The 25,656-nt window shown below is 72.4% G+C and carries 22 protein-coding genes; 7 read left to right on the forward strand and 15 right to left on the reverse strand.

All coding sequences use genetic code 11. The features are described from left to right. Positions 1-382: 382 nt before the first annotated feature. Entirely contained in the window at positions 383-1,183 is an 801-nt protein-coding gene (dapF, locus tag Cco03nite_RS21145; RefSeq protein WP_203693895.1) for a diaminopimelate epimerase, read from the reverse strand. Then, positions 1,180-2,088 carry a tRNA (adenosine(37)-N6)-dimethylallyltransferase MiaA gene (miaA, locus tag Cco03nite_RS21150; RefSeq protein WP_239167531.1) on the reverse strand — a complete coding sequence of 303 codons (909 nt, stop codon included), beginning with the start codon at positions 2,086-2,088 and terminating at the stop codon, positions 1,180-1,182. Before miaA ends, dapF begins: the two co-directional genes overlap by 4 nt. Positions 2,089-2,342: 254 nt before the next feature. Between miaA and Cco03nite_RS21155 the strand changes: the two genes are divergently transcribed. Next, a complete protein-coding gene (locus Cco03nite_RS21155; RefSeq protein ID WP_203693897.1) occupies positions 2,343-3,551 on the forward strand; it encodes a DUF349 domain-containing protein in 1,209 nt (402 codons plus the stop codon). 144 nt (positions 3,552-3,695) lie between these two features. Continuing rightward, complete coding sequence (locus Cco03nite_RS21160; protein WP_203693898.1) at positions 3,696-5,387, forward strand: cellulase family glycosylhydrolase; 1,692 nt, start codon at positions 3,696-3,698, stop codon at positions 5,385-5,387. A gap of 162 nt (positions 5,388-5,549) precedes the next feature. On the opposite strand, the gene Cco03nite_RS21165 is transcribed toward Cco03nite_RS21160, so the two are convergent. The 7 genes from Cco03nite_RS21165 to miaB all read right to left on the reverse strand — a co-directional run bounded on the left by Cco03nite_RS21165 (position 5,550) and on the right by miaB (position 14,912). Further along, positions 5,550-6,938 (reverse strand): alkaline phosphatase family protein, encoded by a 1,389-nt coding sequence (locus Cco03nite_RS21165; protein ID WP_275412066.1) that lies wholly within the window; start codon positions 6,936-6,938, stop codon positions 5,550-5,552. Continuing rightward, positions 6,926-8,143 carry a metabolite traffic protein EboE gene (gene eboE / locus Cco03nite_RS21170; protein WP_203693899.1) on the reverse strand — a complete coding sequence of 406 codons (1,218 nt, stop codon included), beginning with the start codon at positions 8,141-8,143 and terminating at the stop codon, positions 6,926-6,928. Before eboE ends, Cco03nite_RS21165 begins: the two co-directional genes overlap by 13 nt. Next, entirely contained in the window at positions 8,143-8,991 is an 849-nt protein-coding gene (locus tag Cco03nite_RS21175; RefSeq protein WP_203693900.1) for a TatD family hydrolase, read from the reverse strand. Before Cco03nite_RS21175 ends, eboE begins: the two co-directional genes overlap by 1 nt. Continuing rightward, positions 8,991-10,499: an EboA domain-containing protein gene (locus Cco03nite_RS43080; protein ID WP_308440661.1), complete on the reverse strand. Its 1,509-nt coding sequence runs from the start codon at positions 10,497-10,499 to the stop codon at positions 8,991-8,993. The genes Cco03nite_RS21175 and Cco03nite_RS43080 overlap by 1 nt, the downstream gene beginning before the upstream one ends. Next, a complete protein-coding gene (locus Cco03nite_RS21190; protein ID WP_373314289.1) occupies positions 10,496-11,347 on the reverse strand; it encodes an SCO3242 family prenyltransferase in 852 nt (283 codons plus the stop codon). Before Cco03nite_RS21190 ends, Cco03nite_RS43080 begins: the two co-directional genes overlap by 4 nt. A 404-nt stretch (positions 11,348-11,751) precedes the next feature. Beyond that, on the reverse strand, positions 11,752-12,885 hold the full coding sequence (locus Cco03nite_RS21195) for an inositol-3-phosphate synthase (RefSeq protein ID WP_203693901.1): 1,134 nt from the start codon (positions 12,883-12,885) through the stop codon (positions 11,752-11,754). Between the two features lie 497 nt (positions 12,886-13,382). Next, on the reverse strand, positions 13,383-14,912 hold the full coding sequence (gene miaB / locus Cco03nite_RS21200) for a tRNA (N6-isopentenyl adenosine(37)-C2)-methylthiotransferase MiaB (protein WP_203693902.1): 1,530 nt from the start codon (positions 14,910-14,912) through the stop codon (positions 13,383-13,385). Positions 14,913-15,058: 146 nt separating this feature from the next. On the opposite strand from miaB, the gene Cco03nite_RS21205 reads away from it, so the two are divergent. From Cco03nite_RS21205 to Cco03nite_RS21220, 4 genes are all read left to right on the forward strand, one after another. Continuing rightward, positions 15,059-15,802, forward strand: a complete 744-nt coding sequence (locus Cco03nite_RS21205) for an amino acid ABC transporter ATP-binding protein (protein WP_203693903.1) — start codon at positions 15,059-15,061, stop codon at positions 15,800-15,802. 122 nt (positions 15,803-15,924) lie between these two features. Beyond that, entirely contained in the window at positions 15,925-16,797 is an 873-nt protein-coding gene (locus tag Cco03nite_RS21210; RefSeq protein WP_203693904.1) for a glutamate ABC transporter substrate-binding protein, read from the forward strand. A gap of 37 nt (positions 16,798-16,834) precedes the next feature. Continuing rightward, a complete protein-coding gene (locus tag Cco03nite_RS21215; protein WP_203693905.1) occupies positions 16,835-17,542 on the forward strand; it encodes an amino acid ABC transporter permease in 708 nt (235 codons plus the stop codon). Beyond that, complete coding sequence (locus Cco03nite_RS21220; protein ID WP_203693906.1) at positions 17,539-18,483, forward strand: amino acid ABC transporter permease; 945 nt, start codon at positions 17,539-17,541, stop codon at positions 18,481-18,483. Before Cco03nite_RS21215 ends, Cco03nite_RS21220 begins: the two co-directional genes overlap by 4 nt. Positions 18,484-18,615: 132 nt before the next feature. Here the strand turns inward: Cco03nite_RS21220 and rny are convergent, their stop codons facing one another. The 6 genes from rny to Cco03nite_RS21250 all read right to left on the reverse strand — a co-directional run bounded on the left by rny (position 18,616) and on the right by Cco03nite_RS21250 (position 25,208). Continuing rightward, positions 18,616-20,472 (reverse strand): ribonuclease Y, encoded by a 1,857-nt coding sequence (gene rny / locus Cco03nite_RS21225; protein WP_203693907.1) that lies wholly within the window; start codon positions 20,470-20,472, stop codon positions 18,616-18,618. Positions 20,473-20,972: 500 nt separating this feature from the next. Next, positions 20,973-21,731, reverse strand: a complete 759-nt coding sequence (locus Cco03nite_RS21230; RefSeq protein WP_203693908.1) for a regulatory protein RecX — start codon at positions 21,729-21,731, stop codon at positions 20,973-20,975. A gap of 25 nt (positions 21,732-21,756) precedes the next feature. Next, on the reverse strand, positions 21,757-22,806 hold the full coding sequence (gene recA / locus Cco03nite_RS21235; RefSeq protein ID WP_203693961.1) for a recombinase RecA: 1,050 nt from the start codon (positions 22,804-22,806) through the stop codon (positions 21,757-21,759). 217 nt (positions 22,807-23,023) lie between these two features. Then, positions 23,024-23,224 carry a DUF3046 domain-containing protein gene (locus Cco03nite_RS21240; protein ID WP_203693909.1) on the reverse strand — a complete coding sequence of 67 codons (201 nt, stop codon included), beginning with the start codon at positions 23,222-23,224 and terminating at the stop codon, positions 23,024-23,026. Between the two features lie 4 nt (positions 23,225-23,228). Then, positions 23,229-24,617 (reverse strand): MFS transporter, encoded by a 1,389-nt coding sequence (locus Cco03nite_RS21245; RefSeq protein WP_239167533.1) that lies wholly within the window; start codon positions 24,615-24,617, stop codon positions 23,229-23,231. An 84-nt stretch (positions 24,618-24,701) separates the two neighbouring features. Further along, the gene (locus Cco03nite_RS21250) at positions 24,702-25,208 is read right to left on the reverse strand and encodes a GNAT family N-acetyltransferase (RefSeq protein ID WP_203693910.1); all 507 of its coding nucleotides are present in this window, start codon (positions 25,206-25,208) and stop codon (positions 24,702-24,704) included. Positions 25,209-25,292: 84 nt separating this feature from the next. Here Cco03nite_RS21250 and Cco03nite_RS21255 point away from each other — a divergent pair, with 84 nt between their 5' ends. Beyond that, positions 25,293-25,595, forward strand: coding sequence for a TFIIB-type zinc ribbon-containing protein (locus Cco03nite_RS21255; RefSeq protein WP_203693911.1), 303 nt, complete (start codon positions 25,293-25,295; stop codon positions 25,593-25,595). Positions 25,596-25,656: the final 61 nt, after the last annotated feature.

Consider the following 25,656-nt stretch of genomic DNA (forward strand, 5'->3'; position numbering starts at 1 on the left):
AGTGATCATGGTGAGCGTCGCGGCCTTGCTCCCCCGGCTGCCGGGTCAAGGTCTCCGGCACAGCCGAGCCGCGACGGACACTGCGCGGGCCGGTGCCGGCGTTGCCCGTCCGGTAATCATGATCCGTTTTTGTGGACGCCGGGTGCTGCCATAGCGACGGCTATCGTCCACAAAAACGGATCATGGCGCGGAGTGCCAGCGGCAGAACTCCCATAACGGACTCGCAAGGCAGACGCACCGCACATCGGGCCTCAGCACGACAAGAGCAGGTGCGCCGCGGACCCTGCCATACCTGACACCAGCGGATGCGACTGCGCCGCCGCGGGCCTCAGGGGTTTCGCCTGCGAGCGACCGCGGACCATGTTCCGGGAGCGGGCCGAGGTCAGGGGCGCGGGACCAGGGCGGCGGGGTCGAGTTCGCCGGTGAAGGTGAGGACGGCGGGGCCGGCCAGCCAGGAGGTACGGGCGTCGCGGGTCACTTCGAGGCGGCCGCCGGGGACGTCGACGGTGACCGTGCCGGTGTCGCGGCCGCTGGTGTGCAGGGCGGCCACGCCGACGGCGGTCGCGCCGGTGCCGCAGGACATGGTCTCGCCGGAGCCGCGCTCGTACACCCGCATGCGCCGGTGGTCCTCGCCCAGCTTGACCGAGAACTCGACGTTGACCCCGGCCGGGAACAGCACCGCGTCGGTCTCGGGCGCGCGGGACAGGTCGACGGCCGCCGCGACGGAAGCGGGCACGTCGCAGACCAGGTGCGGGTTGCCCATGGAGATCGCCAGGCCGGGGTAGGTCACCCCGTCGATGACCGCGGTCGAGTCGCCGAGCAGCGCGGGCGGGGCCATGTCGACCCGGACCAGGTCGCCCTCGACGTACGCGGTGCGCAGGCCGCCCCGGGTGGACAGCGGGATCTCGTCGCCGGCCAGGCCGGTGGTGTGCAGGTAGCGGGCGAAGACGCGGACGCCGTTGCCGCACATCTCCGACAGCGAGCCGTCGGAGTTCCAGTAGTCCATGAAGTAGACCGCAGCGGGGTCGGCCGAGGGCTGCACCCGCAGCACGCCGTCGCCGCCGATGCCGAAGCGCCGGTCGCACAGGGCCGCGACCAGGGCGGGCGTCAGCTCGACGGTGCCTTCGAGATCCTCGATGATCACGAAGTCGTTGCCGGTGCCGTGTCCCTTGGTGAACTTCACGGCGTCTCCCTCACCATCCGCAGCGCCTGCGCCACCAGGTCGGGGGCCGCGCCGTCGAGCCAGCGTACCGAGGGGTCGCGGCGCAGCCACGAGCGCTGGCGCCGGACGAAGCGGCGCGTCCCGGTGACGGTGTCGTCGTGGGCCTGCTGCTCGGTGCACCTACCGTCAAGGTACGCCAGGACCTGCTGGTAGCCGAGCGCCCGCGACGCGGTCAGGCTGCCCGCGAGGCCTGCCGGGAGCAGCCCGCGCACCTCGTCGACCAGCCCGTCGGCCCACATCTTGCCGACCCGCTGCTCGACGCGCACGTCGAGGTCGGCCCGGTCCACCGCGAGTTGCAGCACCGGGTACACCGGGACGGGGTCGGGCAGCGAGGCGGTGAACGGCTTTCCGGTGAGTTCGATCACCTCGAGCGCCCGTACGATGCGGCGCCCGTTGCTTGAAAGGATCTTGTCAGCGGCGACCGGGTCGGCCGCGCGGAGTTGCTCGTGCAGCGGCCCGGGGCCGGCCTCGGCCAGCTCCGCCTCCAGCCGGGCGCGCACGTCGGGATCGGTGCCCGGGAACGAGAAGTCCTCCAGCACCGCCCGCTGGTAGAGGCCTGACCCGCCGACCAGCAGCGCGACCTTGCCCCGGCCCTGGATGTCGTCGATCGCCGCGCGGGCCAGCCGCTGGTACTCGGCGACGCTGGCGGGCTCGGTGACCGGCCAGATGTCGAGCAGGTGGTGCGGCACCCCCTCGCGCTCGGCGAGGGTGAGCTTGGCGGTGCCGATGTCCATTCCGCGGTAGAACTGCATGGAGTCGCAGTTGACTACCTCACCGTCGAGGGTGTGAGCTAGCGCGAGGGACAGCGCCGACTTTCCCGCCGCGGTCGGACCGACGACCGCGATCACCGTTGCGTCCGTTTTCACACCTGTCTCGTTCACCCGCACGGGACAACCGTAATCGGATCGTGCCCTGCGCAGCGGGGCGGAGCAGGTGCGGTGTCGGCGCAGACCCCGTAAGGTCACCTTGTCCTGGGCGCGCGCCGCGCGTCCAGCCGGACCTGTGACAATGCTGAAGGAGAGACGAACTACTCTCCCCGGTGTAACGGGTCAACTGCGCTGTGGCGGCGACCTCGCACGAGTGGCGGGGTTCGGTCGGGAAGAACGAGGATGGGCACATCATGAGCGACTGGGCATCGTATGGCCGGGTGGACGCGGACGGCACGGTCTGGGTGAAGTCGGCCGCGGGCGAGCGCGCCGTCGGATCATGGCAGGCCGGCACCCCGGAAGAGGGGCTGGCGCACTTCGTCCGCCGGTACGAGGATCTCGTCACCGAGGTCGACCTGATCGAGACCCGCCTCAAGTCCGGGGCCGCGGACGCCGCGCAGACCCTGACCACGGTCAAGCGGCTGCGCGCCGGCATGGACGAGGCGCACGTCGTCGGTGACATCGACGGCCTGTCGACCCGCCTGGACGGCCTGACCACCCTCGCCGAGGAGAAGGCCGGGGCGGCCAAGGCCGCTCGCGACGCCGCCCGGGTCGAGGCCGTGGCCCGCAAGACCGCGCTGGTCGAGGAGGCGGAGAAGCTCGCCGCCGAGTCCACCAGCTGGAAGGCGACCGGCGACCGGTTCAAGGAGATCCTCGACGAGTGGAAGACCATTCGCGGGGTCGACAAGAAGACCGACGGTGACCTGTGGAAGCGGTTCTCGGTCGCCCGGGACAGCTTCACCCGCCGCCGCGGCGGCCACTTCGCGACGCTCGACGCCGCCCGCAAGCAGGCCCAGACCGCCAAGGACGACCTCGTCGCCGAGGCCGAGTCGCTCGCCGAGTCGACCGACTGGGCGGCCACCGCGGCCCGGCTCAAGGAGCTCATGGCCGACTGGAAGGCCGCGCCGCGCGCCTCCAAGGAGGCCGAGCAGAAGCTGTGGGACCGGTTCCGCGCCGCGCAGGACGCGTTCTTCACGCGCCGCAGCGAGGTCTTCTCGGCCCGCGACAACGAGCAGAAGGCCGCCCTGGTGCGCCGCCAGGAGCTGCTGACCCAGGCCGAGGCCCTCGACGTGGACGCCGACCCGAAGGCCGCGCAGAACGCGCTGCGCGAGATCCAGGGCCAGTGGCACGACACCGGCCGGGTCCCCCGCGAGAACGTGGCGGGCCTGGACCGCCGCCTGCGCGCGGTCGAGGACAAGGTCCGCGAGGCCATGGACGCCGCCTGGCGGCGTACCGAGCCGTCGGCGAACCCGCTGCTCAAGCAGATGCGCGAGCAGGTCGCCGAGGCCGAGGCGCGGCTGGAGCGGGCGCAGGCCGCCGGCGACGCCAAGCGCATCAAGGAGGCCGAGCAGGCCCTGGCCGGCAAGAAGAACTTCCTGGCCTTGGCGGAGAAGTCGAGCTGAGCTGACAGCTGAACCAAGGGGGCGGTCGCGCGAGCGGCCGCCCCCTTGCTGTGTACGCCATCGGCGGTGCACGATGTACCCCGGAGCCAGGGCAGGCACGCATTTCCCGATCACGCACGTCCGTTGTGGATGGAGCAATCCGAAATGCGTTGGAAGACTCGCACGACCGCGTTCACCGCGGCCCTGGCCGCCGCGCTCGCCGCCGCGTCCACCGCCCTCGTGGCGATCACCTTCTCCGCCGGACCGGCCAGCGCCGACACCGGCACCGGCTACCTGCGCACCAGCGGCCGCAACATCGTCGACAGCACCGGCCGCACGGTGCGCCTGACCGGCATCAACTGGTTCGGCATGGAGACCGACAACAAGACCTTCCACGGCCTGTGGGCCAACGCCCCCGCCACCTGGAAGGGCCAGCTCGACCGGATGGCCTCGCTGGGCTTCAACACCCTGCGCGTGCCGTACTCCGGGGACGCGCTCAAGGCCGGGGCGGTCGCCACGGGCATCAACGACTTCACCAACCCGGACCTGGTCGGCAACTCGCCGCTGCAGATCCTCGACAAGGTGATCACCTACGCGGGCAGCAAGGGCATGCGGGTCATCCTGGACCGGCACCGGCCGACCGCGGCCGGGCAGACCCCGCTCTGGTACACCGCGTCGGTCTCCGAGGCCAGCATGATCGCCGACTGGGTGATGCTGGCCCAGCGGTACGCCGGCAACCCGACGGTGATCGGGGCGGACCTGTTCAACGAGCCGCACGCCGAGGGCACCGACCCGAACGCGACCGGCGCCTGCTGGGGCTGCGACGTGCAGGCCCGCGACTGGCGGCTGGCCGCCGAGCGCATCGGCAACGCGGTGCTGGCCGCCAACCCGAACTGGCTGATCTTCGTCGAGGGCGTGAGCTGCCTGTCCGGCGGCGTCGCCAACGAGTGGGACAACATCCCCGACGACCCGATGGCCTGCGACTGGTGGGGCGGCAACCTGTCCGCCGCGATCGACAAGCCGGTCCGGCTGAACGTCGCCAACCGGCTCGTCTACGCCCCGCACGACTACGGCATCTCCGTGTACGACCGGCAGAAGTGGTTCAGCGACCCGAACTTCCCGAACAACCTGCCCGCGGTCTGGGACTTCTTCTGGGGCAAGCTCGCCAAGCAGAACGTGGCCCCGATCCTGGTCGGCGAGTTCGGCAGCACGCTGGCCAACCCGCTGGACACGCAGTGGCTGACCAAGCTGATGAGCTACATCGGCGAGAACGGGCTGTCGTTCACGTACTGGTCGTGGAACCCGAACTCCGGCGACACCGGCGGCATCGCGCTGGACGACTGGTACTCGATCAACCAGACGAAGTACAACATCCTCCAGCCGTACCTGAACCCGCCGTCGGGCGACCCGAACCCGACCACCCCGGGCCCCTCGGTCTCCCCCTCGCGCTCGGCCTCGCCGTCGCCCTCCCCGTCCCGGTCCACCTCGCCGTCGCCGTCGATCTCGCCGTCGGCCTCACCGTCCACGCCGCCGAGCCCCGGCACCGGGGCCTGCACCAAGGTCGTCGCGATCACCAACTCGTGGCAGGGCGGGTATCAGGCCGAGGTGCGGGTGACCAACACGGGGACCAGCGCCGTCAACCCGTGGACGGTGACCTGGACCGTGCCGAGCGGGGTCGCGCTCACCAACGGCTGGAACGCGACGGTCACCCAGAGCGGCACCACGTTCACGGCCGCCGCGCCGAGCTGGAACACGTCGCTGGCCCCGAACGCGACGGCGGTCATCGGCTTCACCGCTACCGGGCCGTCGTCGCCGGCCCCGAGCAACGTACGTCTCAACGGCGCGGCCTGCGCCTGACCCCCGCCCCGGCGAGTCCATCCGTTTAGGACAATGGACGCGCCGGGAACATGGCACCTGGCGCCCTGCATCGATCCACCGGCGATCGCCGGGATGGGCGCCAGGTCTCGCCGGCCCGACTGCGACCGCCGCACCGGGCCGGCGAGGTCCTCCCCCCGCAGGTCAGGTCAGGCCGGAGAGGTGGAGGAGGAGGGGTTTGACGTCGGTGGCGGCGAAGGCGTCGCGGTGGGCGGTGGGGTCGGAGCAGATCAGGAGGGGGCCGTCGGCGGCGTCGGTGGGCAGGCGGCCGTGGGAGCCGCGGACGGCGCGGGCGCCGGCGTCGAGGCCGACGACGTTCATCAGGTAGCGCATGCCGGCCTTCTTGCGCAGCAGGGCGGTGGCGGCGCGGCGTTTGGCGGCGGCCGGGGCGGCCGGGTCGAAGAACAGCTCGGCGGGGTCGTAGCCGGGCTTGCGGTGGATCTCGACCAGGCGGGCGAAGTCCGGAGCCTTGGCGTCGTCGAGCCAGTAGTAGTACGTGAACCAGGCGTCGGGCTCGGCGACCAGGACCAGTTCCCCGGAGCGGGGGTGGTCGAGGCCGTACGCCGCCTTGCCGGGCTCGTCGAGCACCTGGGCCACGCCGGGCAGGTTCGCGCAGATCTTGGCGACGACGGCCCGGTCGGCGGGGTCGGCCACGTAGACGTGCGCGACCTGGTGGTCCGCGACCGCGAAGGCGCGTGAGGTCCACGGGTCCAGGTATTCCATACCGGCCTGGGTGTGCACGCGCAGCAGGCCCTCGGCGCGCAGGGCCCGGTTGACGTTCACGGGCCGGCGCACCGGCGTGATGCCGTACTCCGACAGCGCCACCACGGTCGCCCCCCGCGCTGCGGCGTCGTCGAGCAGCGGGGCGAGCACGCCGTCCAGCTCGTTGGCGGCGGCGGCGGCCTCGGGGCCGTACGGGCCGAAGCGCTGCAGGTCGTAGTCGAGGTGCGGCAGGTAGACCAGGGTCAGGTCCGGGGCGTGCGCGGCCATGACGTGCCGGGCGGCCCCAGCGATCCAGCGCGTCGAGGCGATGCCCGCACCCGGTCCCCAGAACTGGAACAGCGGGAACGTGCCGAGTTCCGCGGTGAGCGCGTCGTGCAGCTGCGGCGGGTCGGTGTAGCAGTCGGGCTCCTTGCGCCCGTCGGCGCGGTACACCGGCCGCGGCGTGACGGTCCAGTCCACGTCCGCGCCCATGGCATACCACCAGCAGATGTTGGCGACCGTGTAGCCGGGCCGGGCCTTGCGTGCCGCCTGCCACACCTTCTCGCCGCCGACCAGCGCGTGGTGCTGCCGCCACAGCAGCACCTCGCCCAGGTCGCGGAAGTACCAGCCGTTGCCGACGATGCCGTGCTGGGCCGGCATGACCCCGGTGAGCAGCGTCGACTGCGCCGAGCAGGTCACCGCGGGCAGCACGGTGCCCAGCGGCGCGGAGAAGCCGGCGTCGGCGACGGCCCGCAGCCGGGGCATGTGCTCCAGCAGGCGGGAGGTCAGCCCGACGACGTCGAGCACGACCAGCGGGGTCACGGTGTCCACGGGCGGACCTCCTGCAGCTCCATCATTCCCAGCGGTGCGGTGGGGCCGCCCGGGGCCAGCCCGAGCGCGATCAGCTCGTCGCGGGCGAACGCCAGCTCGGCGGCGATGCCCGCGGCCAGCTGCGCCGGGGTCACCGGCCGCTGCGCGGGCGGCAGCACGTTCCAGGTGTACGTCTCGACGTCGACGTGGTCGCAGCCCGCGGTCGGCCCGCCGAACAGCTCCTTCAGCGCCACCCGCAGCTCGGGCAGGGTGCTGCCGAGCGGCGCGGCCGGTTCGGCGTGCAGCGGCACGTGGTAGTGCACCCGCCACGGCTGCGGGGTGCGGCGCGGGCGCGGCAGCAGCCGGTCCAGGGCCTCGCCGAGGTCGTCGGCGGCTTCGCCGCGCGAGCCGCGGGTCTGGTGCAGGAACCGCGGCTCGTCGTACCCGCGCAGCACGGCCTGCGCCGCGACCGGGTCGTCGGCGGTCAGCGCCGCGGACACCTGCACCTTGATCACCGGCAGCCCGGCGCGGGCCAGCCGGGACAGCGCCGCGGCGGGCTCCTCCCAGGCGCAGGCCAGGTGCGCGAGGTCGAGGCATACGCCCAGCCAGTCGCCGTCCATGCCGGACCACAGCCGGGCGGCCTGCTCGGTGGTCTCCACCACACAGCCGGGCTCGGGTTCGAAGCCGACCTGCACGGTGCGGCCGGTGCGCCCGGCGATGGCGGCCAGGCCGTCGGCCAGCTCCTCCAGCACCCGCCCGGCCGTCCCGGCGCGCTCGGTGTCCCACGGCTCGCGCCAGGCCAGCGGCAGCGTCGAGATGGAGCCGCGCACGGCGTCGTCGGGCAGCAGGTCGGCCAGCACCACGGCCAGGTCGAGCGTGTAGCGCAGGCGTTCCGGGGTGGTCCAGTCCGGGTGGTACACCGCGTGCTTGACGACCTCTGCCTGGAACGACTGGTACGGGAAACCGTTGAGGGTGACCACCTCCAGCCCCCGGGCGTCCAGTTCGCGTCGGAGCCTGCGGCGCAGGGGCGGCTCGGCGGCCAGCGCGGACGCCGCCGGGGCGGCCAGCCACAGGCCCAGCCCCAGCACGTCGGCGTCCAGCTCACGGCGGATGGCCGTGCCGTACGTGTCGAGCTGCGCCACGATGCCGTCGAGGTCCTCGGCCGGGTGCACGTTGGTGCAGTAGCTCAGGTGCACCGTCTGCCCGTCGGCGTGCGCCAGCCGCATCAGGCGCCGCCCCGCTTGATCGAGTTCCCGGCGAAGTCGGCGGGCGCGTCGGCGTCCGACAGGTCGAGCCGTCCGGACGCGCCGTAGAACTCGACCGGGTTGCGCCACAGCACCCGGTCCACGTCGTCGTCGCTGAACCCGGCCGCGAGCATCGCCTCGCCGGTACGCCGGGTGAGCAGCGGGTCGGAGCGGCCCCAGTCGGCCGCCGAGTTGACGAGCATGCGCTCGGTGCCGTGACGGCGCAGCAGCTCCACCATGCGCGGCGGGGACATCTTGGTGTCCGGGTAGATCGAGAAGCCGAGCCAGCAGCCGGTGTCGCGGACCAGCTCCACGGTCACCTCGTTGAGATGGTCGATGACCACCCGGCCCGGGTCGATGCCGGACTCCTTCACCACGTCCAGGCTGCGCTGGGTGCCGCGGACCTTGTCCCGGTGCGGCGTGTGCACCAGCGCCGGCAGGTCGTACTCGACGGCCAGCGCGAGCTGCGCGGCGAAGGCGAGGTCCTCCAACGGGGTCATCGAGTCGTACCCGATCTCCCCGACCGCGACCACGGCGTCCTTGTCCAGGTAGCGCGGGACCAGTTCGAGCACCTCGCGGCAGCGCGGGTCGTTGGCCTCCTTCGGGTTCAGCGCGATGGTGGCGAAGTGCCGGATGCCGAACTGCCCCGCCCGGAACGGCTCCCAGCCGATCAGCGCGTCGAAGTAGTCGGCGAACGAGCCGGGGCTGGTGCGGGGCTGGCCCAGCCAGAACGACGGCTCCACCACGGCGCGCACCCCGGCGGCGGCCATCGCCTCGTAGTCGTCGGTGGTGCGTGAGGTCATGTGCACGTGCGGGTCGAAGATGCGCATCAGATCCCCTTCTCGGCTTTGAGGCGGGCCAGCAGCGCCGCCGCGTCGGCGGGCAGCTCGCGCCCGGCGGCGTGGCGCTCGTCGGCGATCCCGGCCAGCATCGCGGCGAGCTCGCTGTCGGCCCGGTGGTCCAGGTCGTCGACGCAGGTCAGCGGGATGCCCATGAACACGCACTTGACCACCGCCTGCCGCCACGCGGCCGGGTCGAGGTGCGCGGCGTACGGCCCCAGCGCCGCGGCGACCAGCCGGGTGTCGTTGGTGCGGATCGCGTCGTGCAGCAGCTCGACCGCGCTCGCGCCGAGCGGCAGCAGCGGCAGCGCGCGCAGCACCGCCCGCTTCTCCGCCGCGTCGCCGTGCCGGTAGAGCGCCCGCGCCTGCACCGCCGCGCGGTCGGCGGGCAGCGTGGCCAGCAGCACCGCGCGGGCCGCCTCGTCGGCGGTCCAGCCGGGCACGCCGAGTTCGGCGCGTCCGCAGCGGCGGGCCGCGGCGGGGAACAGCCGGCTGATCACGGACGGGTCGGCGGCCACCCTGCGCAGCGCCTCGTCCAGCCAGCCGCCGTCGTCCACCGTGGCCAGCGCGGCCCGCAGCGCCTCGGGCGCGGGCACCGCCCCGGCCGGGCGGCGCTGCCCCGGGGCCCGCTGCCCCGCTGTGGCGGCGGTCCGGTCGGCGCCGCCGGACTGCCCGGCCGCGGCGCGCAGGAACGTCAGCGAGCGCCGCGCCACCTCCGGCGCCGCGTGCGAGTGCCGGGGCAGCTCCACCCCGACCAGGCCGCGGTATCCGGCGTCGGCCAGCGCCCGCAGCACCGGCGGGAAGTCGATCTCGCCCTCGCCGAACTCCAGGTGCTCGTGCACGCCCCGGCGCATGTCCTCGATCTGCACGTTGACCAGCCACGGCGCGGCCGCCGTCACGCAGTCGGCGACCGGCTCGGGCTCCAGGCACCGGCAGTGCCCGATGTCGAGGGTCAACCCGAACGCGCGCGGCATGCCCAGCGCCCGGTGCAGTGCCCGCCAGCCCGCCAGGTCCTGCACGAACATGCCCGGCTCCGGCTCGAAGCCGACCGGCACGCCCGCCTTGGACGCGGCCTCGGTGAGCCGGGCGCAGCCGTCGACCAGCCGGTCCCAGGCCAGCTGCGGATCGACCGACGGCGGCCGCACCCCCGACCAGCACGACACGGCCTCAGCGCCCAGGTCGGACGCGATCGACACGGCGCGCAGCAGGAAGTCGAGCCGCACCTCGCGCTCGTCGTGCAGCAGCGTCGGCGCGTGCTTGCGCCGCGGGTCGAGCAGGTAACGCGCGCCGGTCTCGACCACCACCGACAGGCCCAGCTCGATCAGCCGGGTGGCCAGGCCGGAGACCCGGCGGGCCAGGCCCGGGGCGTACGGGTCGAGGTGGTGGTGGTCGAGGGTGAGCGCGACGCCGTCGTAGCCGAGGTCGGCGAGCACGGCCAGCGTGTCGCTGAGGCGGTGGTTGGCGAAGCCGTTGGTGCCGTACCCGAAGCGCAGGTTCATGTGGCCGAGATCCTCCGGACCAGGCGCCGGGCCAGCGGCGCGAGAGCGGCGAGGGCGAGCCCGGTGCCCCCGGCCCCGGTGCGGGCGGCGAGCGTGCCCTGCAGCGTCGGCAGGCCGGTGATCCCGGAGCCGACGGCGGCGCGGACCCGGGCCGCGTCCGGCTGCGCGGCGGCGCGGGCCTGCGCCCGGCCGTAGTGGGTCAGGTACCAGCCGGCCAGCGCCACCGGCAGCACGGCGCGCCAGCCCTTGCGCCGGCTCGCCCCGGCTGCGGTCGCGGCGACGGCCACCGTGCCGGCCAGCGTCGCCACCGGCAGCGTCGCGTCCGCGCCGGAGACCTCGCGCCGCGACAGCGCGGTGACGGTGTACGTGTGCGCGGCCACCGTCAGCGCCGCGGGCACCGCTTTCGCGGCCCGCCCGCCCGCCGCGCCGAGCAGCACGTCCAGCCCCCGGCAGGCGGCCATGACCGCCGGTCCCGCGGCGGTGTTCTTCGCCTTCACGTCGTACGCCCACACGGTCGCCGCCAGCGGCACGGCCGTGGCCAGGCCGCGGCGGCCGCCCGCCCACGCGGCCAGCCCGACCCCTGCCGCCGTGAGCCCGGCGGCCAGGCCCAGCGCGGCCCGGGGCGACACCCTGCCGCTGGGGATCGGCCGCTCGGGGCGCTCGACGGCGTCCAGCTCCCGATCGGCCCAGTCGTTGGCCGCCATGCCCGCCCAGTACAGGCACACCGACGCCGCCGCCAGCCCCGGCGTACGCCGGTTCAGCGTCCCGGCGGCCGCCGCCCCGGCGATCACGTCTCCGGGCACCGACAGCGCAGCGGGGGCGCGCACGAGCTCGGCCACAGCCCGCAGCACGGCCGTCCAGCGGCCACCGCGAGAGCCCGCTCGCCGGGCAGCCGTCGGACCGCCCGACTCACCGGCTCCGCGCGCGGCAGCATGTCCTGCCCTTGTGCCACGTCTGGCGGGCTCGCCGTCATGGCGTGTCACCGCGCCGGGTTTCCCCCGGCCTCCCGGCGTCCGCGCGGGCGCGGACGGCGCGTCAACACGGTGGATCTTGTGCACTTCGTGTCGTCCTGACGACATCGACTGCACAAGATCCACCGGAGTCGGGAGGGGGTCATGCGTGACAGCGGAGTCCGGTCGGGCGGCCAGCTGGCGGGGGTCGGCGGGGCGGGCGGGGTGGCGTTGGCCCTGAGCGGCGCGCAGGGCGCGGGCGGCGGGCAGCGCCGCGGCGCGCTGCGCCTCGGTCAGCGCGGTCACGCCAGGCCCTCGACCATCCGGACCAGGGCGTCGAACTGGGCACTGAGCCCGTGCTCGACGTCGCCCAGCGGGTCCTTGAAGAAGAACGCCAGCTCCGGCAGCGGCCCGCTGCGCCCGGCGCGGTGCGCGGCGGCGGTGAGCCGGACCAGGTCCAGCACCAGCGGCGCGGCCAGCGCCGAGTCGCAGCCGTGCCAGCTGAACTCCAGGCGCATCGCGGTGCCCAGGAACCCGCGGAAGGTGACCAGGTCCCAGGCGGTCTTGAACTCGCCCAGGTCCTCGACGTACTCGATGCGGGTGTCGCCCTGCGGCTGGTAGCCCAGCGTCTCGGCGAGCACCCGCTGCTTGCTCGCGGCCTTGGCCGCGTTCGGCGCGGGCTGGGCCAGGTTGGCCCCGTCGCCGCCGCCGAGCAGGTTCGCACCGGACCAGCTGCGCACGGCCAGCGCCCGCATCGCGAACATGGGCGCGAGCACCGACTTGACCAGGGTCTCCCCCGTCTTGCCGTCGTGCCCGGCGTACGGCACCCCGCGCTCGTGGGCCAGCTGCGCCAGCGCGGGCAGCCGGGCCCCGGTCGACGGGGTGAAGTCGACGTACGAGCACCCGGCCGTGAACGCCGCGTACGCGTACAGCGAGCTGGGCGGCAGCACCGGCACCGGGCCGCGCAGCGCCTCCCGCAGCACGTCGAGCGCGGCGTGCGCCTCGTGCGGCTCGGCGGCGGGCTCGGTCGACGACACGTTGACGACGACGACGCGCCCCAGCTCGTGGCGGCGGCGGAACTCGTCGATGTCGGCGGCGACCAGCGCGGCCGTCTCGGCCTGGGTCGCGCCGCGCGGCGCGGGACGCACCTCGGCGTCCATGGCGGCCAGCTCCGGCTGCAGCGCGGTGACCAGCCGGCCGGGCAGCACGCCCGCGTCGGCGAGCGCGTCGGCCTTCTTGAGGATCGGGGTGGCGATCACGTCGTGCCCGCCGAACACCAGGTCGGCCAGGCCCGGCAGGGCGGGGCTGCGCAGCTGCGGCAGTTCCGTGACGCACCCGGTGGGCTCGGCGAGGCCCGCACGTAGCGCGACTGCTCCGACGATGCTGGTGACGGCGACCGACCCCCGCCCACCGACCAGCCAAACACCTGTTCGCATGCGGTCTCCCGGGGAGATGGAGGAAAAACCACGACAGATTACTTGATTCAGCCGAGACTACCGGGATTCGGACTTAGCGGCGTTTCGTGAATCATCGTCGCTGCTCACCCCCGCGTTTCGAACAAAGGAAGGGCACCTTCCCATCGCTATGCGATGTAGAAGGTGCCCTTCTTAACGGTGACCGCAGGTGCGGCGCTGCGGTTCCCGGCGAAGATCGCCGTTTCGGGTCAGGATCCGCGGTTCAACCGCAGGTTTCGCCCGCTCGCCCGCAACAGCGATCTTCGACCCACTGCCCGGCCACTTGCCCACCGGACCAGGGCGCGGTGACCGGCATCGTCGGCACGACGGGCCGGCGCCCAAGATCGCCGGACTTGCCCGGCACCTGTGCGTATCTTGAGCACGCATTCACCCATGTGCCAGGCAAGTCGAACGACCTTGGGCGCGTACCACGCCCGCCTCGCGCACCGGGCCGAGCGGGGCAACGCCACCCGTGGACGTCAGCAGGTGGTGCAGGCGGAGTCGGCAGGCACCGGCTGGGCCGGCGGCCTGCCGATGGTGGGCAGGCCGAGCATCACCCCGGCGGTACGCGCCACCCGCCCCGCCTCGTACGCGTCCCCGGCCCGGGTGCGCCGGTGCGACACCAGCGCCCCGTCGCAGTTCAGGTGGTGCGGGGCGGCGTAGTCGACCACGGTGTGCACGATGTCGCCCGGCCGCACCAGCGCGACCTGCTCCGGCGCCACCGCGAAGTGCACGAGCCGACCGTCCCGGGCCCGCCCGGACATCCGCCCGGTGGCCTGGTCCTTGCGGCCCTCGCCGACCGCGACCAGCACCTCGACCTCGCGCCCGACCAGCTTCTTGTTCTCCGCCCAGGTGATCTCCTCCAGGGTGGCCACGAGCCGCTCGTACCGCTCCTGCACCATCGCCTTCGGCACCTGGCCGTCCATCGTCGCCGCGGGCGTGCCGGGCCGGATCGAGTACTGGAACGTGAACGCGCTCGCGAACCGCGACTCGCGCACCACCCGCAGCGTCTCCTCGAAGTCGGCGTCGGTCTCCCCCGGGAAGCCCACGATGATGTCGGTGGTGATCGCCGCGTCCGGCATGGCCGCGCGCACCTTCTCGATGATCGACAGGTACCGGTCGGACCGGTACGAGCGCTTCATCGCCTTGAGCACCGCGTCGGACCCCGACTGCAGCGGCATGTGCAGCGAGTGGCACACGTTGCCGGTCTCGGCCATCGCCTCGATCACGTCGTCGGTGAACGCCGCCGGGTGCGGGCTGGTGAACCGCACCCGCTCCAGCCCCTTGTCCCGCAGCTGCCCGGTGGCCCGCAGCAGCTTGCCGAAGGCGAGCCGGTCGCCGAACTCCACGCCGTACGTGTTCACGTTCTGGCCCAGCAGGGTCACCTCGAGCACGCCCTCGGCGACCAGCGCCTCGACCTCGGCGAGCACGTCGCCGGGGCGGCGGTCCTTCTCCTTGCCGCGCAGGCTGGGCACGATGCAGAAGGTGCAGGTGTTGTTGCAGCCGACCGAGATCGACACCCAGCCGGAGTACGTCGACTCGCGCCGGGTCGGCAGCGTCGACGGGAAGACCTCCAGCGACTCCAGGAGCTCGACCTGCGCCTGCTCGTTGTGGCGGGCCCGCTCCAGCAGCACCGGCAGCGAGCCGATGTTGTGGGTGCCGAACACCACGTCGACCCAGGGCGCCTTCTTGACGATCTCACCCTGGTCCTTCTGCGCCAGGCAGCCGCCGACCGCGATCTGCATGCCGGGGTGCTTGTCCTTGACCGGGCGCAGATGGCCGAGGTTGCCGTAGAGGCGGTTGTCGGCGTTCTCACGCACCGCGCAGGTGTTGAAGACGACGACGTCCGGGGTGCGGCCGGGCTCGGCGGCCGGGTCGAGCCGCACGTATCCCGCGCCGTCGAGCAGGCCCGAGATGCGCTCGGAGTCGTGCACGTTCATCTGGCACCCGTACGTGCGCACCTCGTAGGTGCGGGCGGGCGCGCTCTGGGGTTCAGGCTGACTGGTCATCTCAATCGACCAGGGTATCCGGTCGCGGGCACGGGTACGGAATCCGGGGAAGTTACCCGGCTGTGACCATCCAGCGCCGTTCCCGTCGCTTCGGCGGCCCTAAGGTCGGTGGGACGACGATGTACGAACGCCGAAAGGACGGTGGCATGTCCCACGAACCGCTCATTGTGCTGGACGCGGTGAACAAGTGGTTCGGAGACCTGCACGTGCTGCGCGACGTGAACCTCACCGTCGAACGCGGCGAGGTCGTGGTGGTCATCGGCCCGTCCGGCTCCGGAAAGTCGACCCTGTGCCGCGCCGTCAACCGGCTGGAGACGATCAACTCGGGCTCCATCCGCTTCGACGGCAAGGAGCTTCCGGCCGAGGGCCGCGCGCTGGCGAAGCTGCGCAGCGAGGTCGGCATGGTCTTCCAGTCGTTCAACCTCTTCGCGCACAAGAGCATCCTCGACAACGTGACGCTGGCGCCGATCAAGGTGCGGGGCGAGTCGAAGGCGAGCGCCCGCGCCCGCGGCATGCAGCTGCTGGAGCGGGTCGGCATCGCCAACCAGGCCAACAAGCTGCCGGCCCAGCTGTCCGGCGGCCAGCAGCAGCGCGCGGCGATCGCGCGCGCCCTGGCCATGCAGCCCAAGGCGATGCTGTTCGACGAGCCCACCAGCGCCCTGGACCCGGAGATGGTCGGCGAGGTGCTCGACGTGATGACGTCGCTGGCCAAGGAGGGCATGACCATGATCGTGGTCACCCACGAGATGGGCTTCGCCCGCGCCGCCGCCGACCGCGTCGTCTTCATGGCCGACGGCCAGCTCGTCGAGCAGGCGCCGCCGGCCGAGTTCTTCGGCGACCCCAAGAGCGAGCGGGCCCGCGACTTCCTGTCGAAGGTGCTGTCCCACTGATCGGCTTCTGCCGGCCCCCCGGAGCGACCCTCCGGCGGGCCGGTGATGACTCCGCCGCCGGTCGCGGCGGGTTGGGTAACGAGCTTCGTCGCCTCCGGCGGCGGGAGATATGAGGAGGAAGCATGCGTCTGAAGCGTTTCGCGGCGCTGGCCGCCGTGTCCGTACTGGCGTTCGGGGCGGCGGCCTGCGGCGGCGAGGACCCCGGCACCACGCCGACCACCTCGAAGTTCGAAGCCGGCACCACGATGGAGAAGCTGAGCACCGCCGGCAAGATCACCATCGGCACCAAGTTCGACCAGCCCGGCTTCGGCCTCAAGGGCCTGGACGGCAAGCCGGCCGGCTTCGACGTGGAGATCGGCAAGATCATCGCGGCCGAGCTGGGCATCTCCGCCGACAAGATCAACTGGATCGCGACCCCGTCGGCCGTTCGTGAAGAGGTGCTGGAGAAGGGCGACGCCGACGTGGTGATCGCCACCTACACCATCAACGACAAGCGCAAGCAGCGCATCGACTTCGCCGGCCCGTACTACGTCGCCGGCCAGCACCTGATGGTGCGCTCGGACGACAGCTCGATCACCGGGCCGGACTCGTTCAAGGACGGCGCGAAGAAGGTCTGCTCCGTGCAGGGCTCCACCCCGGCCACGAACATCGAGAAGTTCCTCAAGGACAAGGCCACCCAGCTGGTGCTGTTCGACGTGTACACCAAGTGCGTCGACGCCCTGAAGAACAAGCAGGTCGACGCGGTGACCACCGACAACGTCATCCTGCTGGGCTACGTCTCGCAGAGCAACGGCGCGTACAAGCTGACCGGCTCGAAGTTCACCGACGAGCCGTACGGCATCGGCGTGAAGAAGGGCGACGCCAAGTTCCGCGCCTTCATCAACGACCTGCTGGAGAAGATCTACGCCGACGGCCGCTACGCCAAGGCGTGGACCGACACCGCGGGCAAGTTCGACGCGAACGTGCCCACCGGCCCGGCCGTGAACCGTTACTGATCCACCCCGATTGACGTAGTGCTGGAGAGGTGAGCCGATGGATGTCCTGATCGACAACGCCGACGTGTTCGTCAGCGGGTTCTGGCTCACCCTCCAGCTCTGCGTGCTGTCGGCCACGGGGGCACTGCTGATCGGCACCATCGTGGCGGCGATGCGGATCTCTCCCGTGCCGTCGCTGCGGTGGGCCGGCGCGACCTACGTCACGCTGGTGCGCAACCTGCCGCTGACGATCGTCTTCTTCCTGACCTCGTTCGGCCTGCCGGAGCTGGGCTCCAACGCCGACTTCCTGCGCGTCCCCGGCCTGTCGTCGGTCTTCGACCGGCTCGGCATCGACCTGCCGTACTTCCGGTTCGCGGTGATCGCGCTCAGCGTGTACACCGCGGCATTCGTCTGCGAGGCGATCCGCTCCGGCGTCAACGCGGTGCCCGCCGGGCAGGCCGAGGCGGCGCGCTCGCTGGGCCTCACCTTCCGGCAGAACCTGCTCTCGATCGTGCTGCCGCAGGCCTGGCGGGCCGCCATCGTGCCGCTGGGCAGCGTCATCATCGCAATGATCAAGAACTCGGCACTGGCCGGCGCGTTCGGCGTCACCGGCGAGCTGTTCAGTTCGGGGCAGAACCTCACGTCCTCGGGGGGCAACCCCATCATTCCCGTCTTCATCGGCATCTCGATCGGCTACCTCATCATGACCGTGCCGCTCGGCATCTTCATCGACCGGGTCGAGAACCGTCGGGCGGTGGCCCGATGAGCCCCCAGTCGAGCGTCCTGTACGACGCCCCCGGCCCCCGCACCCGCCGCCGCACGACCATCGCCGCCGTGCTGATCGGCGTGGCGCTGCTCGCCGGCGCCTACTACCTCGTCTACCGGCCACTGGAGGCCAAGGGCCAGTTCACCGCGGTCAAGTGGGGCCCGCTGGTCGATCTCGCCGACCCGAACCTGCCGCTGGTGTGGGAGCGCATCCGGCTCGGCATCATCGCCACGCTGACCGCCGCCGCGCTGGCCATCGTGTGCTCGCTGCTGGCCGGCACGCTGCTGGCCGTCGTCCGGATGCTGCTCAAGGAGCAGGCCAAGCGCCGCTACGCCGGGCTGCCGGCGGCCGCCGCTTACGCCCTGCGCGGCCTCAACACCGCCCTGCGGGGCATCACCCGGTTCTGCGTCGAGGTCTTCCGCGGCCTGCCGGTGCTGGTCACCATCTTCTTCGCCTGGCGGATCTCCGGCATCAGCGACCCGCTCTGGCCGCTGGTCATCGGCCTGAGCATCTACAACAGCGTGGTCATCGCCGAGATCATCCGCTCCGGCATGGAGGGCCTGCCGCGCGGCCAGCGTGAGGCGGCCGACTCCCTCGGCCTGACCCCGTTCCAGGCCATCCTGCTGGTGCAGCTGCCGCAGGCGTTCCGGATCATGCTGCCCGCGCTGATCAGCCAGCTCGTCGTGATCCTCAAGGACACCACGCTCGGCTACATCATCACGTACGAGGACATCCTCGCCGTCGCGCAACAGATGATCCAGATCCTGCAGAACCCGATCCAGATGTACGTGATCATCGGCGCCGTCTTCATCGCGATCAACTACGCGCTGTCGCAGCTGGCCGCCTACGTCCAGCGCCGGGTCTCCCGGGTGCGGGCGCACAAGCCCGCCGCCGCGGCGACCGAGCTGGCCGCCAGCGAGCCGGTCGTCCTGGACGCCTGACCGGGCTCACCCCCGTCGCCCACGCACTGACAAGATCGCCGTTGGCGGTCAGAACGTCAGGTTCGACCTCACGTTCTGACCGCCAACGGCGATCTTTTCTCCCGTGCCCGGGCGGTGCGCCGGGTCTGCGGCTCAGCGGGCGATCTCGGTCGTACGCGACTCGCGGACCACGGTGATCCGGATCTGACCCGGGTAGGTCAGCTCCTCCTCGATCTGCTTGGCCACGTCCCGGGCCAGCACCGCCGCCCCGATCTCGTCGACCTCCTCGGGCCGCACCATGACCCGGATCTCCCGGCCGGCCTGCATCGCGAACACCTTGTCGACGCCGCTCTTGGCCCCGGCGATCTCCTCGATGCGCTCCAGCCGCTTGACGTACGCCTCCAGCGACTCCCGCCGCGCCCCCGGCCGCCCGCCCGAGCAGGCGTCCGACGCCTGGGTCAGCACGGCCTCGATGGTCTGCGGCTGCACCTCGTTGTGGTGCGCCTCGATCGCGTGCACGACCTCGTCGCTCTCGCCGAAGCGCCGGGCCACGTCCGCGCCGATGAGCGCGTGCGAGCCCTCCACCTCGTGGGTGAGCGCCTTGCCGATGTCGTGCAGGAACGCCGAGCGCTTGATCAGCTCCGGGTCCAGCTTCAGCTCCGAGGCCATGATCCCGGCGATGTGCGCGGTCTCGACCAGGTGCTTGAGCACGTTCTGCCCGTACGACGTCCGGTAGCGCAGCCGCCCCAGCAGGGTCACCAGCTCCGGGTGGATGTCGGTGATGCCGACCTCGACCAGTGCGTCCTCCGCAGCGCGCTGGCACATCCGCTCGACCTCGAACCGGGCGACGTCGTACACCTCCTCGATGCGGTGCGGATGGATCCGCCCGTCGAGGACCAGCTTCTCCAGGGTGAGCCGGCCGACCTCCCGGCGCACCGGGTCGAAGCAGGACAGCAGCACCGCCTCGGGGGTGTCGTCGATGATCAGGTTGACCCCGGTGACGGTCTCGAAGGCCCGGATGTTGCGGCCCTCCCGGCCGATGATCCGGCCCTTCATCTCGTCGCTGGGCAGGTGCAGCACGCTGACCACGCTCTCGGCGGTCTGCTCGCTGGCCACCCGCTGGATCGCGTCGACCACGATGTGCCGGGCCCGGGACTCGCCGGTCGACCGGGCGTCGGCCTCGATGTCGCGCACCAGCAGCGCGGCCTCGCGCTTGGCCTGGACCTCGATCGTCTCGACGAGCTCGGTCTTGGCGGCGTCGGCGGTCAGCCCGGCGACCCGCTCCAGCTCCTTGCGCCGCTGCTCCTGCGCCTGGGCCAGCTCCTGCTCCTTGCTCTGCAGGCCCAGCTCCCACTTGGCCAGCTCGGCCTCGGCGGCGGCGATGCGGCGGTCGCGCTCGGCGAGGCGCTCGGCCTCCTCGACGTTCTGGCGCTCACGCTCGGCCAGCCGCTCGGCCTCGGCGGCGTGCATACGCTCGCGCTCGTCGAGGCGCTGCAGCCGCCGCTCGGCCTCGGCGGCCTGGTCCTTGGCGGTGGAGGTGAGCATCGCGATCTCGCGCTCGCCGGTGCGCCGGGCGGTCGAGCGGACCTGCTCGGCGTCCTCCTCGGCCTGCCGGTGGGCCCGCTGCAGCACGGTGTCGGCCTCGGCGTGGGCCGCGTCCAGCACCCGCTGCGCCTCGGCCCGGGAGGTGGTCACCTCGGCCTTCGCGGCGGCGTTCTCGGCGCGTACGGCGGTGGCCTCGGCGCGGGCGGCGGCCACGGAGCGGCGCTCGCCCTCCAGGGCGGTCTGCGCGTCGGAGACGGAGTTCTGCAGCTCGACCAGGGTCTGGCGCTGGCGCTCGCGCTCGGCCACGGCTTCCGGGTCGTCCACGATCACGCTCAGCGGCTGGCCGGTCGGGGCGGTGGGGGCGGCCAGCCGGCGCACCAGGCGCACGCCGACCGCCAGCATCCCCGCCACCATCAGCGCGAGGAGGACGATCGCCGCCAGCAGCAGCCCTTCCATCGTGGTCATGCCACTCGCCCGTCGAACTCGGTCATGGCCGCCTCCTGACGCTCCGAACCGCCGACACGGTGTGACGGCGCGGAGGCAACCCGACCAGCTGTGCGGACCCGTCACACGACGCGCACGGCACGGCCCGGCGACACCCGCCCTTTCGGCGGATGCGACCGGCGCACCAAAGCCCGCGAACCGCTTCAACGGCCCTGAGCTGCGACTACATGTAGGCAGCCGCAGGGGTACAGCGGCTGCGCGTATCCTCACCAGGCAAAACTGTTGTCGTACTGTTACACGTTCTATGTTGTGTGGTTTAACACGTACTGGTCGGTGATACCTCTCCTGCGAGGCTAGGTTGCCGATGGCGGTCCGGTCAAGAACTCATGATCGGACACCAAGACGGACGCATCGCCCATTGTGTCCGGTTGTCACGCAGCCCACCGATGCCGAACCGTGACCTGACCGGCGAACCCGCGCCGCGCCCGGCGTGTCGCGAACCCGACCGAAGGCCGAGAAAATCACTGCTCCGGCGTGTCGAAAAGGTCGGGGTCGAGCAGCTCCGCCAGCTCCGCGTCCTCGGCGCTGCGGGCGGCCAGGGCGTCCTTCACGGCCCGCACCGCGATCCCGCCCGGATAGCCCTTGCGCGCCAGCGCGCCCACCACCCGCCGGAACACCGCGTCCGGCTCGCCCCGCGTCGTACGCAGCTTGCGCACCGCCAGCTCGTACGCCGTCTGCGCCTGGGTCTCGTCGTCGAGCTCGGCCAGCGCCTCGGTGACCACCTCGGCGTCCACGCCGCGCCGCCGCAGCTCCTGCCCCAGCGCCCGGGACGCCAGCCCCTTGCCGTGATGGCGGCTGGACACCCAGGCCCGGGCGAACGCCGCATCGTCGATCATGCCGACCTCGTCGTAGCGGTCCAGCACCGCCTCGGCGACCTCGTCGGCCACGTCCTTGGCCCGCATCGCGGCGGCCAGCTCCGCCCGGGTGCGCGGTCGCACCGCGAGCTGCCGCAGGCAGATCTCCCGCGCGACCTCGTGCGGGTCCCGCTGCGCCTGGCGCTTCGCGGCCCGCTCGGCCCGCGGCGACCCGTCGTCACCGGCCGGGCCGTCGCCGGAGGCCGACCCGAACCGACCCGCCGGACGGCGGCCGGCCGACGCGTCGTCGTCCGGCGGCCCGGTCCAGCCTTCGGGGTCGTCGCCGGGGCGCGCGGGGCGGGCCGGGGCGGGCGGTTTCGCGTCCCATCCCCGGCCGGTGCGCGCACCGCGGCGTCGTCCCACCATGGGTCTGTCCGGCCTCAGGCGCCGATCAGAAGTCGACCGGCGGCAGCGCCGGGCCGCCCGCGGCGTCCGACACGCTCGACTGGCCGACGCCCAGCTTCTCCAGGATCTTCTTCTCGATCTCGGCGGCGACGTCCGGGTTCTCCTTGAGGAACTCGCGCGCCTTCTCCTTGCCCTGGCCCAGCTGGTCGCCCTCGTACGTGTACCAGGCGCCGGCCTTGCGGATGATGTTCTGCTCGACGCCCACGTCGATCAGCGAACCCTCGCGCGAGATGCCCTTGCCGTACATGATGTCGAACTCGGCCTGCTTGAACGGCGAGGCGACCTTGTTCTTGACGACCTTGACGCGGGTGCGGTTACCCACGACCTCGGTGCCGTCCTTCAGGCTCTCGATGCGGCGGATGTCCATGCGCACCGAGGCGTAGAACTTCAGCGCCTTGCCACCGGTGGTGGTCTCCGGGCTGCCGAACATGACGCCGATCTTCTCGCGCAGCTGGTTGATGAAGATCGCGGTGGTGTTGGAGCTGTGCAGGCCACCGGTCATCTTGCGCAGCGCCTGGCTCATGAGGCGGGCCTGCAGACCGACGTGGCTGTCACCCATCTCACCCTCGATCTCGGCGCGGGGCACCAGCGCCGCCACCGAGTCGATCACGATCAGGTCCAGCGCGCCGGAGCGGACCAGCATGTCCGCGATCTCCAGCGCCTGCTCACCGGTGTCCGGCTGGGAGACCAGCAGGGCGTCGGTGTCGACGCCGAGGGCCTTGGCGTACTCCGGGTCGAGGGCGTGCTCGGCGTCGATGATCGCCGCGATGCCGCCGGAGCGCTGCACGTTCGCGATGGCGTGCAGGGCCAGCGAGGTCTTGCCGCTGGACTCCGGGCCGTAGATCTCGACGATGCGCCCGCGCGGCAGGCCGCCGATGCCCAGCGCCACGTCCAGCGCGATCGAGCCGGTGGGGATGATCGCCATCTGCACCTGCGGCCGCTCGCCGAGGCGCATCACCGAGCCCTTGCCGAACTGCTTGTCGATCTGGGCGAGCGCCAGGTCGAGAGCCTTGCTCTTATCGGGATTAGCCGCCATCTTCGTCGCCACCTCTTTTAGGGCACTGTCAGTCGCCGACTTCGCAGCCTTCTTCGTCACGCCGACACGCTAGGCGCTGGGTCCGACAAAGGCGATACGGGCACGCCGAGCCTGTGGACAACCGCGGCATGCCAAAGCACTGGTTGTGGACGATAGCCGAACACGTGTACGAGCGCCATCCTGCCACGCCGTAGGTGTGCTCGCACACGCAAACCGGTCAGCGCAGGCGGCCGGGCACCCGTTCGGCGTACTGGTCGCACACGGCACGCCAGATCACGTGCACTTCCTCACCGTCGGCCAGGGCGGTGTCGATCGTCCGCCCGCCCAGCTGCGGCAGCACCTGGTCGGCGGCGACGCTGGCGGCGTAGGTCGGGCCGAAGACCTCGGTCAGCCGTTCGTAGAAGTCGGTCCGTCGCATCGGGCTAGTCTGCCACCTTCACCGCCGCGAGCGTCGCGGGCCGCAGCGCCAGCGCGATCAGCGGGATCGTGGTCAGCGCCGCGAGCAGGGCCAGCACCGGATACCCGGCCAGCTCGACGACGATCCCGGACAGCACCCCGGCGCTCGCCCCGGACAGCCCGGTCACCAGGTCGGACAGCCCCTGCGCGCGGGGCTTGACCGCCGCCGGCAGCGACTCGGTGAACAGCGTCGAGCCGGCCACCATGGTCCCGGACCAGCCGAGCCCCAGCGTCAGCAGCGCCACCGTGAGCAGCGCCGTGTCGTGGCCCGCGGTCGCGGCGAGCGCGCACGCGGCGATGAGCAGCGCCACCCCGCCCAGGATCACCGGCACCCGGCCGACCCGATCGGTGAGCCAGCCCACCACCGGCGACAGGCCGTACATGCCGGCCACGTGCACGCTCAGCACGAAGCCGACGATACGCAGGGTGTCCGGAGCGCTGTGGGTCTCGCCGATGTGCACCGGCGTCATCGCCATCACCGCGACCATGACCAGGTGGCCCAGCGCCATCGCGGTCATGCCCAGCCGGGCCGCCGGCGAGGCCAGCACCGCCCGCGCCGCCGAGCCCAGCGTGTGCCGCTCGGCCGGGCCACCGCCCGCCACCCTGTCGGCCGCGCCTTGCCCTGCCGCCGCCGCGACGCCACCGGCCGCCGCACCTCCGGAGACCGGCGCGCCCGCGGGCAGCGCCGCTCCGGCGGTCGCCGTGGTCTGGTCCGCCGGGGTGCGCACACCGGCCGCGGTCTGCGCGAGCAGCAGCGGGTCGGGGCGCAGGAACAGGGTGAGCAGCAGGGCGCTGAGCAGGAACGAGGCGGAGGCGAAGGCGAACGGGCCCGCCAGCTCCGGGATGCCGAACCGGGACAGCGAGCCGCCCAGCGGGGCGGCCAGGTTCGGGCCGATCACCGCGCCGAACGTGGTGGACCACACCACCAGTGACAGCTGGCGGCCCCGGCGCTGCGGCTCGGCCAGGTCGGTGGCGGCGTACCGGGACTGCAGCTTCGCCGTGCTGCCCGCGCCGAACAGGAAGAAGCCGACGAACAGCAGCGGGATCGAGTCGAGCGCCGCCGAGGCCAGCACCGCCACCCCGCCCACCGCGCCGGTGAGATAGCACAGGGCCAGGCCGGGCCGCCTGCCGTACCGGCTCATCAGGGTCGCGGCCGGCACGGCCAGCACACCGCCGCCGACCACCGCCGCGCTCTGCGCCACCCCGGACAGGGCGGTGCCCGCCATCGCCCGGGTGAGCAGCGCGCCGACCGAGATGCCCATGGCCACGCCCAGGCCGCTGACGACCTCGACGACCATGAGCAGGCGAATGGTCCTGGCCTGGACCGCGCTGTGCGCGGCGACGGCGGACGTCATGAGGGGCTCCCGGGGGCGTAAGGGGTGTGGGCGCTTCCCCTACCTTGCCCGACCGGGCCCGTCCGCGCCGCCCCGCCCCCGCCCCTAGCGCAGGTCCTCGGGGAGCAGGTCCATCAGGAGGCCGTCGTGCCAGGAGCCGTCGGGGCCGAGTTCGTACCGGCGCATCACGCCCACCGGCTGGAAGCCGACCTTGGCGTAGCAGGCGATGGCCGCGGTGTTGTCCGCGGCGGGGTCGATCACCAGCCGGTGGTGCCCCAGCTCGTGGATCAGGTGCCGGGACAGCGTGCGTACCGCGTCGGTGCCCAGGCCGCGGCCGTGCACCCCGGGGTCGAGGTAGAGGTCCATGCCCGCGTGGCGGTACATGGCGTCGGTCTCCTCGTGCCACTGGATGGCGCCGACGACCCGGCCCTCGTGCTCGATCGCCAGCAGTTCGAGATCGGGATCGGCCAGGTCGTCCTTGATCTCCGCGGCGAGATCCTCGCCCTGCCACCGGACGCGGACCTCCGGCGTGGCCCGGATCGCGGCGAGGCCGTCCACGTCCTCCGGGCCGGCCGGCCGCAGCGTGACCCGCTCGCCGTGTAACGTCGTCATGCCGTCACCGTACGGCCCGTCCCGGCTCCCGGCCCGAGGATTACCCATGATCGACTCTGGACGCGACTCGCTAGGCTCGGGCGCATGCAGATGACATGCCCGAAATGCCACGGACAGATGCGGCAGTACGAGCGCAACGGCGTCACCGTCGACCAGTGCACCGACTGCCGCGGCATCTTCCTCGACCGCGGTGAGCTGGAGCGGCTGACCGCGGCCGAGAACGCCTGGCACGGCAGCAGGCAGCAGGCCCCGCCGCCCCCGCAGCAGCAGCACGGCCACCACGACTCGTACCCCCGCCACGACCAGCACCGCTACGACGACCACGGCCACGGCCACCACAAGAAGCACAAGCACCAGGAGTCCTTCTTCGAGGACCTCTTCGGCTGACCGGCCCGCACTTCAATCGACGTTGGCCTATCACGTCGAGTATCCGCGACCCGGAGTCGAT

The sequence above is a fragment of the Catellatospora coxensis genome (assembly GCF_016862635.1).
Taxonomy (GTDB): domain Bacteria; phylum Actinomycetota; class Actinomycetes; order Mycobacteriales; family Micromonosporaceae; genus Catellatospora; species Catellatospora coxensis.

Excerpts from the sequence above, each read along its gene's own strand:
- Cco03nite_RS21155 (WP_203693897.1), top strand. The coding sequence starts at position 2,343 with ATGAGCGACTGGGCATCGTATGGCCGGGTGGACGCGGACGGCACGGTC.
- recA (WP_203693961.1), bottom strand. The coding sequence starts at position 22,806 with ATGGCGGCTAATCCCGATAAGAGCAAGGCTCTCGACCTGGCGCTCGCC.
- Cco03nite_RS21250 (WP_203693910.1), bottom strand. The coding sequence starts at position 25,208 with ATGACGACGTTACACGGCGAGCGGGTCACGCTGCGGCCGGCCGGCCCG.
- miaB (WP_203693902.1), bottom strand. The coding sequence starts at position 14,912 with ATGACCAGTCAGCCTGAACCCCAGAGCGCGCCCGCCCGCACCTACGAG.
- rny (WP_203693907.1), bottom strand. The coding sequence starts at position 20,472 with ATGACCACGATGGAAGGGCTGCTGCTGGCGGCGATCGTCCTCCTCGCG.
- Cco03nite_RS21245 (WP_239167533.1), bottom strand. The coding sequence starts at position 24,617 with ATGACGTCCGCCGTCGCCGCGCACAGCGCGGTCCAGGCCAGGACCATT.
- Cco03nite_RS21160 (WP_203693898.1), top strand. The coding sequence starts at position 3,696 with ATGCGTTGGAAGACTCGCACGACCGCGTTCACCGCGGCCCTGGCCGCC.
- Cco03nite_RS21205 (WP_203693903.1), top strand. The coding sequence starts at position 15,059 with ATGTCCCACGAACCGCTCATTGTGCTGGACGCGGTGAACAAGTGGTTC.
- Cco03nite_RS21220 (WP_203693906.1), top strand. The coding sequence starts at position 17,539 with ATGAGCCCCCAGTCGAGCGTCCTGTACGACGCCCCCGGCCCCCGCACC.
- Cco03nite_RS21240 (WP_203693909.1), bottom strand. The coding sequence starts at position 23,224 with ATGCGACGGACCGACTTCTACGAACGGCTGACCGAGGTCTTCGGCCCG.
- Cco03nite_RS21175 (WP_203693900.1), bottom strand. The coding sequence starts at position 8,991 with ATGCGCATCTTCGACCCGCACGTGCACATGACCTCACGCACCACCGAC.
- Cco03nite_RS21255 (WP_203693911.1), top strand. The coding sequence starts at position 25,293 with ATGCAGATGACATGCCCGAAATGCCACGGACAGATGCGGCAGTACGAG.
- Cco03nite_RS21230 (WP_203693908.1), bottom strand. The coding sequence starts at position 21,731 with ATGGTGGGACGACGCCGCGGTGCGCGCACCGGCCGGGGATGGGACGCG.
- Cco03nite_RS21215 (WP_203693905.1), top strand. The coding sequence starts at position 16,835 with ATGGATGTCCTGATCGACAACGCCGACGTGTTCGTCAGCGGGTTCTGG.
- Cco03nite_RS21210 (WP_203693904.1), top strand. The coding sequence starts at position 15,925 with ATGCGTCTGAAGCGTTTCGCGGCGCTGGCCGCCGTGTCCGTACTGGCG.
- Cco03nite_RS21195 (WP_203693901.1), bottom strand. The coding sequence starts at position 12,885 with ATGCGAACAGGTGTTTGGCTGGTCGGTGGGCGGGGGTCGGTCGCCGTC.
- eboE (WP_203693899.1), bottom strand. The coding sequence starts at position 8,143 with ATGCGGCTGGCGCACGCCGACGGGCAGACGGTGCACCTGAGCTACTGC.
- Cco03nite_RS43080 (WP_308440661.1), bottom strand. The coding sequence starts at position 10,499 with ATGAACCTGCGCTTCGGGTACGGCACCAACGGCTTCGCCAACCACCGC.